The organism is Bacillus sp. S14(2024) (assembly GCF_050473785.1).
GTDB classification, from domain to species: Bacteria; Bacillota; Bacilli; order Bacillales; family Bacillaceae_G; genus Bacillus_A; species Bacillus_A yunxiaonensis.
Genome location: NZ_JBFLUP010000006.1, coordinates 3,077,898 through 3,092,590 on the forward strand (window position 1 = coordinate 3,077,898; position 14,693 = coordinate 3,092,590).

At 35.1% G+C, this 14,693-nt stretch carries 13 protein-coding genes; 5 read left to right on the plus strand and 8 right to left on the minus strand.

Annotated elements, in window-relative coordinates; translation table 11 throughout:
- Nucleotides 1-13: 13 nt before the first annotated feature.
- The 4 genes from AB1279_RS15670 to AB1279_RS15685 form a co-directional block, all read right to left on the minus strand.
- A complete protein-coding gene (locus AB1279_RS15670; RefSeq protein WP_429759775.1) occupies nt 14-976 on the minus strand; it encodes an ABC transporter substrate-binding protein in 963 nt (320 codons plus the stop codon).
- 241 nt (nt 977-1,217) lie between these two features.
- Nucleotides 1,218-2,315 carry an alanine/ornithine racemase family PLP-dependent enzyme gene (locus tag AB1279_RS15675; protein WP_429759777.1) on the minus strand — a complete coding sequence of 366 codons (1,098 nt, stop codon included), beginning with the start codon at nt 2,313-2,315 and terminating at the stop codon, nt 1,218-1,220.
- Nucleotides 2,316-2,329: 14 nt separating this feature from the next.
- Nucleotides 2,330-4,135 carry an IucA/IucC family protein gene (locus tag AB1279_RS15680; protein WP_429759779.1) on the minus strand — a complete coding sequence of 602 codons (1,806 nt, stop codon included), beginning with the start codon at nt 4,133-4,135 and terminating at the stop codon, nt 2,330-2,332.
- A complete protein-coding gene (locus tag AB1279_RS15685) occupies nt 4,119-5,333 on the minus strand; it encodes an MFS transporter (RefSeq protein ID WP_429759780.1) in 1,215 nt (404 codons plus the stop codon). The genes AB1279_RS15680 and AB1279_RS15685 overlap by 17 nt, the downstream gene beginning before the upstream one ends.
- Nucleotides 5,334-5,443: 110 nt before the next feature.
- Here AB1279_RS15685 and AB1279_RS15690 point away from each other — a divergent pair, with 110 nt between their 5' ends.
- On the plus strand, nt 5,444-7,423 hold the full coding sequence (locus AB1279_RS15690) for an IucA/IucC family protein (protein ID WP_429759782.1): 1,980 nt from the start codon (nt 5,444-5,446) through the stop codon (nt 7,421-7,423).
- Nucleotides 7,424-7,658: 235 nt separating this feature from the next.
- On the opposite strand, the gene AB1279_RS15695 is transcribed toward AB1279_RS15690, so the two are convergent.
- Nucleotides 7,659-8,573: a TIGR03943 family putative permease subunit gene (locus AB1279_RS15695; protein ID WP_429759784.1), complete on the minus strand. Its 915-nt coding sequence runs from the start codon at nt 8,571-8,573 to the stop codon at nt 7,659-7,661.
- 12 nt (nt 8,574-8,585) lie between these two features.
- A complete protein-coding gene (locus tag AB1279_RS15700; protein ID WP_429759786.1) occupies nt 8,586-9,566 on the minus strand; it encodes a permease in 981 nt (326 codons plus the stop codon).
- Nucleotides 9,567-9,969: 403 nt separating this feature from the next.
- On the opposite strand from AB1279_RS15700, the gene AB1279_RS15705 reads away from it, so the two are divergent.
- The gene (locus AB1279_RS15705) at nt 9,970-11,154 is read left to right on the plus strand and encodes a GTP-binding protein (protein WP_429759787.1); all 1,185 of its coding nucleotides are present in this window, start codon (nt 9,970-9,972) and stop codon (nt 11,152-11,154) included.
- 192 nt (nt 11,155-11,346) lie between these two features.
- Here AB1279_RS15705 and AB1279_RS15710 read toward each other — a convergent pair whose 3' ends face one another.
- Entirely contained in the window at nt 11,347-11,517 is a 171-nt protein-coding gene (locus AB1279_RS15710) for a Fur-regulated basic protein FbpA (protein ID WP_377881545.1), read from the minus strand.
- A gap of 389 nt (nt 11,518-11,906) precedes the next feature.
- On the opposite strand from AB1279_RS15710, the gene AB1279_RS15715 reads away from it, so the two are divergent.
- Entirely contained in the window at nt 11,907-12,665 is a 759-nt protein-coding gene (locus tag AB1279_RS15715; protein ID WP_429759788.1) for a GNAT family N-acetyltransferase, read from the plus strand.
- A 178-nt stretch (nt 12,666-12,843) separates the two neighbouring features.
- Here AB1279_RS15715 and AB1279_RS15720 read toward each other — a convergent pair whose 3' ends face one another.
- Nucleotides 12,844-13,647 carry a protein phosphatase 2C domain-containing protein gene (locus AB1279_RS15720; RefSeq protein WP_429759789.1) on the minus strand — a complete coding sequence of 268 codons (804 nt, stop codon included), beginning with the start codon at nt 13,645-13,647 and terminating at the stop codon, nt 12,844-12,846.
- Nucleotides 13,648-13,800: 153 nt separating this feature from the next.
- Between AB1279_RS15720 and AB1279_RS15725 the strand changes: the two genes are divergently transcribed.
- On the plus strand, nt 13,801-14,211 hold the full coding sequence (locus AB1279_RS15725) for a MarR family winged helix-turn-helix transcriptional regulator (RefSeq protein ID WP_429759791.1): 411 nt from the start codon (nt 13,801-13,803) through the stop codon (nt 14,209-14,211).
- Nucleotides 14,195-14,524: a DUF3147 family protein gene (locus AB1279_RS15730; protein ID WP_429759793.1), complete on the plus strand. Its 330-nt coding sequence runs from the start codon at nt 14,195-14,197 to the stop codon at nt 14,522-14,524. The genes AB1279_RS15725 and AB1279_RS15730 overlap by 17 nt, the downstream gene beginning before the upstream one ends.
- Nucleotides 14,525-14,693 lie beyond the last annotated feature (169 nt).

The following is a 14,693-nucleotide window of genomic DNA, read 5'->3' on the forward strand; positions in this document are numbered from 1 at the left end:
AGTCTCCAACTCCTTATTTAGAAGACTGACCTGTTAATGCCGGAATCGCCTCATCTAAAATTTTATCTGCCGCAATCGGACCACGCCCGCGTGCCCAGAGATTACGATCAACATCAACTACATGCTTTTCTTTCACTGCTTTTAAGTTATTGTATAGTGGATTATTTTTAAACTTCTCTACATTCTCACCATATAAGAAAATATAATCCGGGTTAATTTCATTTAGACGTTCCATCGTAATTTTTGCAATTTCTGCCTTGCCCTCTGTTTTTGCTTTTTCTCCTTCATATGCATATGTAGCGCCAATGTCTGTCATTAAAGAACCAATAAAGGAATCTTTAATCCATACAGAAAACTCATCATCAAAAGCTCCGATTACAAGTACGTTTGGATTTCCTTTTACTTTCTCTTTTGCTTTTGAAATTTTATCTTGTAATTCTGTTTTAATTTTTTTCGCTTCTTCTTCTTTTCCAACTGCTTTTGCAATCGTATCCATATTTTTTATTATTTCTTCATAACTGTTATCATCGAACGCAATTGTTGGTGCTATATCTTGTAATTCTTTTTGAATCATATTGTGGCGATCCTTACTTGCAATAATTAAGTCCGGTTTCACAGATGAAATGACTTCCAAATTCGGAGCCTTTCGCTCCCCAACATCTGTTACTTTTGATACTTTATCTTGCAAATATTCTGGAATTTTCGTTTTTCCTACTCCCGCATTCCCAACTGGTGTAACACCTAGATCCGTTAATGTATCAATAAATGAAAAGTCAAGAGTTACTATATTTTTCCGTGTTTCTTTTAACTCTGTTTCTCCCCATTCATGTTTAATTTTCACTGACCCTGTTTGATTTTTTGCTTCCGCTTTCTCTTCTTTCTTAACTGTTTCTTTTGCTTCCCCACTGCAGCCGGCAAGTGCTCCCACCGTTATTGACATAGCTATAAGTACAGTACTAAGTTTTTTTCCTTTCATTATGTAATCCCCCACTTAAATAATATTGATAATCATTATCATTTAAAATAATAGCATAATTTTAAAAATTGTCTACCATTTATTGAAAAAATATTCGTAACAATGATTCACACATTCTCCCGTTCTAACCATTTTCATCTCGAAATTTAAAGACAATTGGCAATAAGCCCTTCACCTCAAGAGTCAGTGAAAAGCGAAAAAAAATCAGTGAAGGACGAAACCTCCACTGATTTTCTTTACTTTATAAGATAAGCGCTTTTTGCAGTACATCATCATATACATATTCTTTTCGTACAAGTGAAGAAACCATACCGCTTTGCAATGCACTGTACGCCGGAACAAATGTCATTTTATCCCCTATGCGGTGCGGTGTACTATCAGTTATATCAACAATTAAATGGTCACTACTTCCACCAAGAATTTCAATATTCCTATCGAAAGGCCGTAAACCACTAATATCAAGATCCTGCCTTCCTACTGCAACAATCGCTCGTAGTCGCTCCCCTTTATCTTCAAAATACGGAACTTGACCAAATGCATCTTTTCCAATAACGCCTTTTGGCATAGACGGCTTTCTTTTTATTTCAATGATTTCTGCTTCAATTGAAAATACATCTTGGTACATAAAAGAAATATTTTTTCCATACGCTGTTTCTTTCCCAAGAAAAATAGCTTCTCCGATCCGTAAAGAGTTAACACGTCCAATCTGTTTTCTTTGCATGATAAGTGGTAACGAACTTGAGTTACCACCTGAGATAAGCCGAAGCTGTTTTCCAATTTCCTTCTCTACTACTTTTGCTAATTGCGTTAATTCTTGTAAAGAATGTTCAGTTGGAATAACACCGCTAAAACAAGTAAAGTTTGCTCCAATACCATCGAGTATAATTCCTGGTATATTCGATACTCTCTGCGCTGCTTCCACCACTTCATATGGCATCATTCCTTCTCGAAGATCACCTAAATCAACCATTAGAATCACGCGGTGCGTTGTTCCGTATCTTCTCGCTGCTCTTCCTAATGCTTCTATGATACATAGTTCAGAATTCAAGCTAATATCTGTCCAAAGAACCGTTTCTTCTACTTCTGACAAAGCTGGTGCACGAATTAATAAGAGCTCAGCTTCTTTTCCAACAATAGAACGAAGTTTATAAAGATGCTGTAATCTGGAATCAGCAAATTTTGTATACCCTGCCTCTTGAAGCGTTTCAATCACTTCTTCTGCAGCGCCGACTCCTTTTGTTACAGGAAAACATATAATATTTGAACGCTCGCATAATCGTTTCATTATCATGGCATTATACTTCAATTTTGAAAGGTTTACTTTCATGATAGGCAGCATGTTCGTTCCTCCTATTACATACAAAGTGGATTTTGAAAACTTGTATATAAATAAGATTTTGCTTGATCTTGTATTCTCATTGAGAACAATGCTTTCGTTTCAATTTGCCTTGCAAATATAGCTGCCTTTTGTTCTTCGGTTGCATCTACCATGTAATCTGCAACAATAGCAGCAACAATTCTCCATAACTCTTTTTCCTGTACGTCATCTATCGATTGAGCTAACGTAAATAATACATCCCCAAAATGGTTTTGGAGTACCGAATGAATAAACTTGTTATAAACCTCATTCATATCATCTGTAAATACGACTGCTTCTTTAACCTCAGCAATATCAACTACCTCCGCTAATGTTTTCTTATGAATTCTCACTCCTCCTAAATCACGTACAAAAATACGTTGGACCTCACCGCCTTTTGTAACAATAATAGAGTTTTGCATATGTCCTTCTAAAGCAATTCCATATTGTAAAACTAGCTGCAGTAAAGGAACCATGACTTTCTCAGTGTAATGAGCGACATAGTGAAACACCTCTTTTTTACCGATAGTTTCCATCCTGAAATATGTACGCATCATATCAACAATAATAGGCTCTCCTTCTTTTAATGGATTGCTTGCTGTTAGACTAGCTCCAACCCATAGTAACTCTCCCTCTTGCCTATATACATTTGGACTCTCTCGTAAAATAAATGCTAGATTTCTTCCTAAATGAAAGTCATTATTTTTTGTAAAAGTAGCTCCAACTCGTTCACGAACGACAATTACTGATTGTGATAGCTCGTTCTCTTTTGCATAAATCTTATCAAATAGCGTAGAAAGAATTGGCCCATTTACAGTTATTTCTGGTGATACCGTCCTAACTGCACTTGTTGCTTGTACCCGTACTGGAAGCTTCACATGATATGGTAGCTCTAATAGATTCATTGTTCGAAATGAAAGCGTTGCTCTGGACGAAAGCTGATATGGAATCGGAATAATACGCCCTTCCTCTAAATCTTTCCCATACTCCTCTATTAGTACGTGCTCATATTGCCATGGATGAACAAGAAATGGATAATAGTCTTCTATTCTATTTCTTCTGTTTACTAATAGGCCAGAAACTGTTTCATATAAACCTGGTAAATTTTTATATAATAAAGGTTTTTCAAAGCTATCTCCTGTAACTACTGTTACATCTTTATGAACAAGCACTACATATAACGGAACAACTTGCTCAAATTCAGGAGCATAACGCTTTACTTCTTCTTTTGATAAACCAAGTTTTGTTTTTGTGGAAGGATGCAGTGGATGCCCTTCGATTACGAATGACTCTGTATATAATAATTCGTCAAACGACATACATTTTTTTAGTTCTTCAAGGAATTGGCATAGATTATTTGGTTTGTATTTTGCAAAAAACATCAAATTTGTTTCAAGCTGCTGTTTTGCCCATTCTTGTTTTTGTTCCCATACTTCATAAGCTAATTCTAAGTTCTCTACACTGTTCTGTAACTCTTTCTGCAAGGAATCTGAAACATGAAGCTGAAAGAATGGTGCTACTTCTTCAAAAAACATTTGTAATGACTCAATCCATCTCACATGCCCTCTTACTTTAAACCGAAGTGGAAAAGCAAATTCGTACCGTTCAAATGCCCCTTCTTGTTGCACTTCTAATAATAATTCTGCTTCATTCATACAATCTATAATTTCAATACCATCATCATGTTTTAGCACCGCACAGCTTTCTAATAAATTTTTTTCACGAATTAGCGCATTACAAAAACGATTTAAAATACGATATTCTGCTTGTACTCGATTAGCCTGTTTACTTTGAATGGACAAAATTCTTCACCTTCCCTTTTCGTTGTTTCACTTTTATATACTGAAATGCCAATGGGATCATACATAAAATACCCATCATCACAAATGTTTCAGAAATCCCCACGTATTCAATGGCATAACTTACTACAATTGAACCGAGTGGAATCATACCTCGATCCATTAATACAACACTAAGCATGAGTCCTCGTTCCTCTTCACGAACATTGTTTTGAAAATACACACGGTTACTAGAACGTAACAACTGTCCAAAAAGGCCGATAGAGAATAATAGTATAAAAAACACAAATGTATTACTAATAATGAGGAGCACTATACTAATAGAAAACAAAACTAAACTCATGTAATAAATCTTAATTTCTGAAATATACTCTAATATTCTAGGAAGAATAATAGTTGCTATAATGGCCCCAATTGCCGCCGAAGACATCGCAATACCAAATACTTCTGCTTTTCCAGTAAATTGATGAGAAACAAGTACAGGTAATACGGATGTATACGAAAAGCCAAAAGCCATTGTAATCATTGATGTCATAAAAATATTTCTTCCCCTATGATCATGGGAGAAATATTGAACAATTTGTTCCCAGCTTGCTTTTTTCTTTTCTTTTCGTTTTTTCATCGTTTTATCTTTCATTGGTAATACGAGGATGAATGCAATAAGTGAACAAGCTGCCTGCATCATAAATGTAAGTTCAATATGTCCTCCTGCAATTAAAAATCCAGCTACTGCAGGACCTGTCGAACGACAAGCATTCATCACAAACGAATTCATAGATATCAATTTACTAATTTGATTATTCGTATCAATATCCGAAAGAAGCGTATTTCGATTTGGTGTTTCTAATGCACTAATGACTCCTCTTACAAATGAAAAAAGAATAAAAATAAAAAACGAAGGAGTAACAAACACAACATAAATAGCAAGTAACGTTGTAACTACTAGCCCCCAGAATGAATATGACTTCATTAACTTAATACGCGGATACAGATCACAAAGCTTCCCTGCATATACACTAAACAATGCAATTGGAATGAGCCGTACAAAGTTTATCCATCCTAAATATGTAGCACTATGATACAAATCATAGACGTACCAATTGATTGCAGTCATTCCAAGCCAATTGCCCATAAATAAGAAAAATGAACTACTAAAAAAGAGTTTACGAATACGAACCACCTCGAATTTTTTTTGTTGCATTTTTAAATGCATCTTTTATAATTGAGATTGATTATCAATGTCATCACGTTAACAATATAAAATATTCTTATTTTTTTGTAAAGATTAAAAACTTGAGAAAGGTGGTTTCTATGCATCTCAATAAAATTCAAACGTTAGAATTAGAGGAACAAAGCTTGCTTTCTTTTTTACAACAACATCACGCACCACTACATAAAAACTATCAACAAATGATTCGAAAAGGACGAGCTGGTATACTTGAACGATTACTATCGTCCTTCATACGTGAAAACATATGTAACATGACAGAAACTGGAATCGAACTTCGGAAACACGAAGGGGTATTCGCGGCATTTTCAGAACATCGTTGTCCAGACTATTTACTAGACTATATAAACACTCATATTCATCTATTTGATGAAATTACAATGATACAGGGACTATATTTCAAGGGGCAAAATGCATATCTACTTATACCAATTCAACACATATATGCTTTTGAACGACCGGTTATATGCGGGCCGTATATTTTCGTATCACCATCTAGCGCAAAAGAAATTATACATCCGAATGAGGTATTGACATTACTACTACATGAAGATTGGCAAGGATCACATTCCTATTTTCATATGTTTGAAGATGATGTCACTAATAGCGCTGCCAATTTAGCTCTTGCTTATACTTTTCATGAACAAACTGAAAATTCTTCAACACTACAAGCTGCTTCCCACGCACAAGATTCCTATACCTTTTTTGAACAGCTTGTTATAGAAGGTCATCCTTGTCACCCTGGTGCCAAAATGCGAAAAGGTTTAAGTCCAGAAGAAACCATTGCGTATTCAGCAGAGTTTAAAAATACAATTCCATTACGATTTGTAGCCGTACATCAAGATTATATAAGTGCTGCTTTTATGGAAGAACAAAATTGGAATGCATTATTGTTTTCTTTTGAACCTGTACTCCAAGTAGAAGCAGAAATAAAACTTGGCGATAAAATAGATGACTACATTCTATTACCAATTCATCCATGGCAAGCTACCCATACGTTACGTGAAATTTTCAATGATGAACTCGAAAAACAAATCATCATTTTATTCGATTATGAAGCGAATTATTTAGCGGGCATGTCATTTCGTACAATCTTCCCTGCACAATATGAAACGATTAGACCGCATTATAAACTAACAACAAATATTCATTTAACAGGAGAAGTGCGGACGTTATCTGAACAAACCATTCATAATGGACCACTTATGAGCAATATTTTAAAACAAATTGTTACTACGGAGACGATGATTGACGAAACTCGCTTTGTTCCAATTATGGAGCGAGCCGGCGCTCATTTTCTTCATCCAAATGACATAGACGAAGAAACACAAACATTGCGAAGTGAAAATCTCGCTTGTGTCATTCGCGACAATATTCATACTTATGTAAAACATGATGAATGGGCCATTGTTGGTTCTGCCCTTGTCGCTTCTGTAAACGGCGCAAATAGACCAGTTATAGCAGAACTAATTGAATTGTATAAAGATAGTCATGACCTACCATTACACGATGCAATTGTTCTGTTTATTGAAAAATATGTAACAAACGCTCTTACCGGCTTTATTCCGCTCATGGTTAAATACGGTATTGGTTTAGAAGGCCATCTACAAAACACAGTACCTGTATTTAAAAAAGATGGCACACCAGACCGACTACTTGTACGCGATTGGGAAGGTATTCGAGTTCATCGTGGTCGTTTACAAAATGCAGGATTTGATATAAACATGTTTCATCATAAATCAAGAATTTTGGTGGATAATGAAAAAAGTATGCGTAATAAAGTGTTTTATTCTGTCATGCAAAATCACTTTGGAGAATTATTTTTACATATTAGCCAATTCTATCAGCTAAATGAACAATTGCTATGGAATATTGTAAAACGAGTCTTGCACAATATTTTTATGGATTTACAAAGAGATTCTAGCAATAAAGAGCATGCAATATCTGACTATGCTGTCTTTTTTGCAGATAAAGTAGATTATAAGGCCTTAACTCTTATGCGTATGATGGGAGAAGCACATGCCTATTTTTATGTGAAAGTTAAAAATCCATTATGTGATTGAATGAAAGTGAAACTTCCATCAATGGGGCTTTCTTCATCCCCCACTGATGGAAAGCTCTTACCAATCGGGCACATGCCAGCAGTTATCTCCCACCTATCTTTTTTGTTTCTCAGAGCCTTGGGGTGGGGGTCTTACTGCCCTTAAAGTAACGGGATAAACTGTGAAGTTAATTGTGAAGAACTTTTAATCTGATATACAAATTAAGATGAGCTCAGTTACGGGCTCATCTTTTTGTTTACGGTATTAAATTCTCGTATACATACGGTTGCTTCGGAGCTTCTATTTTTTCTACTTTATTTGCTTTTACAAGTGGAAATAAAGCTCCTCTATAGGTTGTCTCATCTAATGTTCCAGTAATCGTAACCCACGTTTCATTTTGTAATTTTGTAACTCCTTCACCGGAAACAATCATTCCATAAACGGTAGCATCTGCTATGCAACACGTAATACCGTAACGTGCAACTACAACTTGCGCTCCTTTCACGTCTGTATCACGGTATACAAACCCAGAAAAATTAATTTCTTTCCCTTTAAATCCAATAACATCACGACTAATAATATCCATAGCATCCATATAGTTTTTATCATTTATTTGTATGCTTTTCTTTTCTAACAAGTTCTTTTCTAGGTCTTCGGATGGTGCTTGAGAACTTACTTGAGAACTTACTTGAGAACTTACTTGAGAACTTACTTGAGAACTTGGTACATTAGCAGTTTGCGGTTCCTCTCCATCTACTAATAATCTCTTCCAATCGTCATTTTCTTTTTGTGGCTTCGTTTGTGTACTTTGATTCATTCCACGCTTGGCGGCAACACTTCCGTCAAGTGATACACTCGAAAATAAAAAGGCACTGATAATAGGTATAAGAAATAATCCATAAAAGAAGCAAGTTCCTATTTTCGTTTTGGGGAGCACATGTCCCTCACAGCAATGACATGCCTTTGACTTTTCATTTCCACTTCGCCACACTTGTAAACAACCAAGTAGTAAAGACGCAATTGTTGCTATATAGGTAAGTTTCACCATACGCGGTGCAATAAAGTTATCAATATGCCCCGTAATAAGCAGTTTGAATAATAGCATCGCAAATCCAATCAATATAATGCCGCGAATATAAATATGAAATCCTTTTTTCTCCTGCTCTTCCACCTTCTCCGCCCCCTATTTCATGGTAAGTTGAACGATAACATATACACTAATCGTCACAATCCCCATAAACAGAAACACAAACTTCTTTTGAAAATATGCAAATAGCATAACAGTATTTTTCAAATCTACCATTGGTCCGAACACTAAAAAAGCGAGAAGAGCTTTTGTTGAAAAAATGTGACCAAATGATGCTGCAATAAATGCATCTGCTGCAGAACAAAGAGATAAAACATAACCAAGGGCCATCATAACAAGTGGAGAAATGAGATTACTGTTCGCTAATTCGGCAAGAAGATGACGATCTAAAAATGTTTGAAATAAACTAGCTAAAAATGCACCAATTAACAAATATTTTCCTGTACTAAAAAACTCATCTGCTGCATGCGAAGCAACCTCCTGCCAGCTTCTCTTCGAATGTTTATGTTCACTTATCACACCGCTTTCTTTCAATACATTCTTGTCACGATATAAGTAATAAACAATACCTCCAATACATATAGCGACAAGAAAAGCGAGTCCAAAACGAGCGTATACAATTGTAGGGTTCATGCGAAACGCATAGAATGTTGAAAAAAATACAACCGGATTTAATATAGGGGCGGTAACAAGAATTACCATTCCTACATGAAGAGGTAATCCTTTTTGAATCAGTCTTCTTATAATTGGAATAATTACACATTCACACATCGGAAATAATACACCAACAAATGCTGCTGGAAACATGGCAACAATAGGATGTTTAGGCAACACTTTCTTTATCACGTCTTCTGTCACGAATACTTGAATAACCGCTGAAATGAATACACCAATTAATATGAATGGAACAGCTTCAAAAAAAATACTTAAAAAAATTGTATTTACATTCATCCACGTTTTAGGGATCAGTGCTTGCAACGATGATACATTTGTAAAATCAACAAAAAATAATAAGAACACAAATAGTGCGATTAACATTGTACCCATAATTTCTCTAGAAATCCGTGCAAGTGTCATCACAATCTCCTCCTTTATATTTTTAGCTCATGTTCAACTAGCAATAAAGTGAAACTTCCATCAGTGGGGCTTTCTTCATCCCCCACTGATGGAAAGCTCTCACCAATCGGGCTCTTATGGGCCGTTAACCTCCATCTAGCTTCTTTGCTTTCTCAGAATCTTGAAATTAAGATTTTACTGCCCGTTAGAGCGGGATAAAATACTTTCCGATAGAAGCTCCTCTTTATTGTAAACATATGCTTGTCCTCTTTTTCTATGACATGTTTCATCCACAACACACTTACTATATTTTATTCTTAAATCGTAATCATTATGATTTACTATTGCAATTTCCTTTTTCATCTTTTAAGATATAACAAGAAATAAAACGTAATTATTACGATTTAAAAAGGAGAGTCTTTTTATGAAAAAAATTCCTGTTACAGTATTAAGCGGTTACTTAGGATCTGGAAAAACAACATTACTAAATCATATACTTACAAATCGTGATGGAATGAAAGTAGCTGTCATTGTTAATGACATGAGCGAAATTAACATTGATGCTGCACTTGTCAAACAAGGTGGTTTTTCTAGAACAGAGGAAAAACTCGTTGAAATTCAAAATGGATGTATTTGTTGTACATTACGTGAAGATTTAATTATAGAAGTGAATCGTCTCGTTGAATCTGGAGATATTGATTATATTGTCATCGAATCTTCAGGTATTAGTGAGCCTATTCCAGTTGCACAAACATTCACATATATGGACGAAGAATTAGCAATCAACTTATCAAATACATGTCGTTTAGATACAATGGTTACTGTCGTAGATGCGAATCGCTTCTGGGATGATTATGCTTCCGGTGAAAGTTTATTAGATCGCCAAGAAGCAATTGATGAGACAGATACACGCGAAGTGATAGATTTACTCATTGATCAAATTGAATTTGCAAATGTAATTATTTTAAACAAAACAGATATGCTAGAGCAGGATGATATTACAGAACTTCACAAACTATTACAAAGGTTAAATCCAGAAGCTCGTATTATTGAAGCAGTTTATTCGCAAGTGCCGTTATACTCAATCTTAAATACGAATCTATTTGACTATGAAAAAGCAAGTCAAGCAGCTGGATGGATCAAAGAATTAAATAGCGAACACACACCTGAGACAGACGAGTATAACATTTCATCATTTGTATACCGCCGTAAGCGCCCATTCCAGCCTGAGAGATTGATGAAATGGCTTGAAAACTGGCCACTTGACGTCGTGAGAGCGAAGGGCTTCTTCTGGCTTTCTTCTCGCAACAATATCATCGGACTTCTCTCTCAAGCAGGTTCATCTATTACGATTCAAGGAGCTGGCGAGTGGGTTGCATCTACTTCAAAAGAGGAACAGCAACAAATTATTTCAGAAGACCCAGACATTTTAAACCGTTGGGATGACACATACGGAGACCGAATCACCGAATTAGTCTTTATCGGTATTGATATGAATAAAGAAGAAATAGAACAATCTTTAGACCACTGTTTATTAACTGAAAAAGAAATGTATGAAGACTGGGATATGTTCCATGACCCTATCCCTTCATTTACGACTGCATCTTAAACAAAATCCCCTTTCTCAGTAAGTACTGTGAAAGGGGATTTTTATAAAGTGAAACTTCCATCAGTGGAGGGTTTCTCCATCCCCTACCGATGGTTAGTTGAACCAATCGGTGGGGGATAAACGGAAATTTTCTTCGTCTCCCACTAGTGGTTAACCATATTCCTCAATTCCTCTGAATCTTAAGGTAATAACCTACGCACGCACATTTTCATATTTTAAGATGTCATTATATTCTTTTTCTAATTCATCTAGTGATAATTCATACAACTGTTTATTTAATACTTTATATACACCTACATCAATTAGCTTCTCAATCAATTGTTTTTTCCTTTTTTCTACAGCATAACGGAGACCATAACTCATTCTTTTTTCAAAACTCCTTTCGGCAATTTCCCTATAATAACCTTTATATGTTTTAAAATAGATTTTTAGGAAGTGAGAGTATACTCCCGCTTTGTGGCCACATTATACATATATATGCGCAAAAAAAGATCTCATGACAACTTTTAAGATTTTTTTATCTCGCTATTCGCGGGCAATAAGACTTCCACCTCAAGATTCAGAGAGAAGCGAAGAAGATAGGTGAGAGATGAAGCCCTCCATTAACTTTGTGAAAGCTTTCTGTTTTCAACGGAAGCAACCTATGATAAACTCAAATTGTAACAATTTACCAAATAGTAAATATCTATCATTTCCTTAAAAAATAGAATAGGTAAATACGAATATTGAAAAATTGTGGGGGGAGAAATATATTGGAACAAATTGAGCTGGTAGAGTTAGACGAAGAGAATATAGATGATGAGGGGTGTTATTGCCTTCGTAGCAAGCCATCTTCAGCAGGTTACATAAATAAAAACAAATGGCTTATGAGAAGGTTCAATGAAGGGTTAAAGTATATAAAAATAATGGAGAATAACAAACTAGCAGGGTTTATTGAATATACACCTATTGAATATTCTTCAAGAGTTGTATATGGCGAAAATTACTTAGTTATCCATTGCTTATGGGTAAACATTACGGGAAAAGGGTATGCCTCAAAATTGATTCATAAAAGTATTCAAGATGCTAAGGAACAAAATAAAGATGGAGTTATTGTGATTACAAATCCAAACACTTCTTGGACGCCCAGTAAGGACGTTTTTATAAAGAACAATTTTAGAGAACTAGATCATGCACCTTATGGTTTTGAGTTACTTGTTAACAAATTTGGCCATTCACCTGACCCATATTTTCCAAAAGATTGGGATGAGCGACTTAAACTTTTTAAAGATTTAACAATTCTCCGTACCCAGCAGTGTCCATTTGTAGATGTATCAACCAATAATGTTGTTAAGGCAGCAAACAAATTGGGTATTAATGCAGAAATTATTGACATAAAAAACAGAGAAGAATTATTGAGACTTTCACCTACTCCTTATGGTATCTATGGAGTCATCTACAAGAATAACTTAGTTTCATTTCATAGACTAACAGTTCACTCTGCAATAAAACGGTTAAAAGAACTAATTTAATTCAACTAAAGTGAGCTTTAATGGAATAAGGGAACTCCATAAATAAGTGTTTCCTTGTTTTATAGCTCAAATTAACAATATTATTTAAGTAATGAAATAAAACATACAGCACAAAAGAATTTATTTCCTTCTGCACTGTATGTTTTACATGTCACTTCTATTTTTTATGATATCTGCTTTAATCCTGCTCACAGATACAATCCATATGTCCTATATCAACAGACCAACCTATAATTGTAGCACTATCTGTTCCTTTCCAAACCTCTATCTTTTCCAGTACATGTCCAACATGAAGGGTATCATCTGAATACAACGATTGATATAATACATAATCATCTTCAAATATCCGTTCACCACATTCAATGATCCCATCTGTTGTCATCACAATATGATTGGTTCCCTCTTGTAATTCACGAACCCCAGAAGTAAAACAAGGGGTTGCTGCGGAAAAAATATTCTTTCTGCCAATCCGTTCATAACATCGCTGTTTATTCAAGCGCCCCTGGTCACATTGGAATAGTCTTGGATGAAATAAGTAGACAAAACATTCCCCTACTGACAACCAATACAGAAACTTCCCTTTCCGAAGACAAATAAGGCATGCTGTTTGTTCTTGTATTCGTTCACTTTCTTCAATAATTTTTTCATCTGTAAAGAGCGATAATAAATACATATGCGTATGATGAAAAACGAGATGAGATGGATAAGTGAAAAGCTGTAGTAACTTCTCTTTTCTTTTACAAATTATATCTATAATAAACTTTGCTCGTTCGATCGTACATTTTGCATCAAAAATCATAACGAATTCCCATGTTCCATGTGGATCACACCAAGCAAGCACAGCATCTTCATTTTTGCTTGCACCAGCTTCTGTATTTCCACCATATAATCCGATAGAAAGAGGACCTAGCTTTTCTAAATGAATCTTATTTAAATACGCTTTTTCATCACCAGTCCATTTAAAGGTATGTACAGCTTCCATCCTCATCCCTCGTTTCATTGTGATTTTAAGATAAGCTTATATTATCTACTAAAAAAAAGATACTTTTTTACAGAAAAATTGAATAAATTTAACCATTTGTATCTTCACAAGCGATTATATCGTATTGTACGATATAAAAAAGGAGTTGTTATCATGCTAACATTAAATAAACATTGGGAAACGATATATTTTTACCTCCGTCATGAATACGAAGAAAATTTATCTCATCAAGCCATTCGTATTTTACAAATGATTTCTCGAAAAGAAGCGCAAACCATTAGTAATATCGCCGCAAAACTACATCTCTCTCATAACACAGCTTCTGAACATATTAAACGGTTAATTCAGAAAGAATTTGTAGTAAAAGAACGCAGTAAGCAAGATGAACGAGTTGTAATTGTAAAACTAACAAAAATAGGACAACAAGCATTAGCTGCACATACGCTGCTCGATGAGGCGAAACTAAAACAAATAGGAGAGAAGTTATCTAAAGAAGAAAAAGAGCTAATTCAATCCGCATTTGAATTATTAGCGAAGGAGGCTCACGATGTCTTTTCTCATTAAAGTGATTGTTTCTGCACTTATTATTGGAGGAGTTACAGAAATCGCTAAGCACTATAGTACACTTGGTGGCTTCATTGCCGCCCTTCCATTAATCAGTTTGCTCAGTCTATTTTGGATTTCTGTCGAAGGGGGATCTCGAGAAGAATTAAGTAGTTTTGCACTAGGAGTATTATATGGATTTCCTGCATCGGCCTTGCTATTATTCATTGTATATTTGGGCCTTCACAACTCATTTTCACTTAGCACTTCTATTCTATTTGGTGTAGGAGTTTGGGGGATATTATTGGTATGTCAAAGGTTTTTTCAAACTTAAGGGGGCTTTATTTTGATTACACATGTAGATGTTTTCGGGAAAAAAGTTGAAGTACTGATAACAGGACAAGGCACACAAACTGTTGTGATTCAAACCGGTATGTTTTGTTCCCTTTACAATTGGATAGTATACAACACTTATAGAAAAAGGAAAGCAGTGTCTATACTGC

What these genes read in the sequence shown, in the direction of transcription:
- AB1279_RS15690 (WP_429759782.1), top strand. Translation starts at nt 5,444, where the DNA reads ATGCATCTCAATAAAATTCAAACGTTAGAATTAGAGGAACAAAGCTTG.
- AB1279_RS15725 (WP_429759791.1), top strand. Translation starts at nt 13,801, where the DNA reads ATGCTAACATTAAATAAACATTGGGAAACGATATATTTTTACCTCCGT.
- AB1279_RS15705 (WP_429759787.1), top strand. Translation starts at nt 9,970, where the DNA reads ATGAAAAAAATTCCTGTTACAGTATTAAGCGGTTACTTAGGATCTGGA.
- AB1279_RS15685 (WP_429759780.1), bottom strand. Translation starts at nt 5,333, where the DNA reads ATGCAACAAAAAAAATTCGAGGTGGTTCGTATTCGTAAACTCTTTTTT.
- AB1279_RS15670 (WP_429759775.1), bottom strand. Translation starts at nt 976, where the DNA reads ATGAAAGGAAAAAAACTTAGTACTGTACTTATAGCTATGTCAATAACG.
- AB1279_RS15720 (WP_429759789.1), bottom strand. Translation starts at nt 13,647, where the DNA reads ATGGAAGCTGTACATACCTTTAAATGGACTGGTGATGAAAAAGCGTAT.
- AB1279_RS15675 (WP_429759777.1), bottom strand. Translation starts at nt 2,315, where the DNA reads ATGCTGCCTATCATGAAAGTAAACCTTTCAAAATTGAAGTATAATGCC.
- AB1279_RS15710 (WP_377881545.1), bottom strand. Translation starts at nt 11,517, where the DNA reads ATGAGTTATGGTCTCCGTTATGCTGTAGAAAAAAGGAAAAAACAATTG.
- AB1279_RS15730 (WP_429759793.1), top strand. Translation starts at nt 14,195, where the DNA reads ATGTCTTTTCTCATTAAAGTGATTGTTTCTGCACTTATTATTGGAGGA.
- AB1279_RS15700 (WP_429759786.1), bottom strand. Translation starts at nt 9,566, where the DNA reads ATGACACTTGCACGGATTTCTAGAGAAATTATGGGTACAATGTTAATC.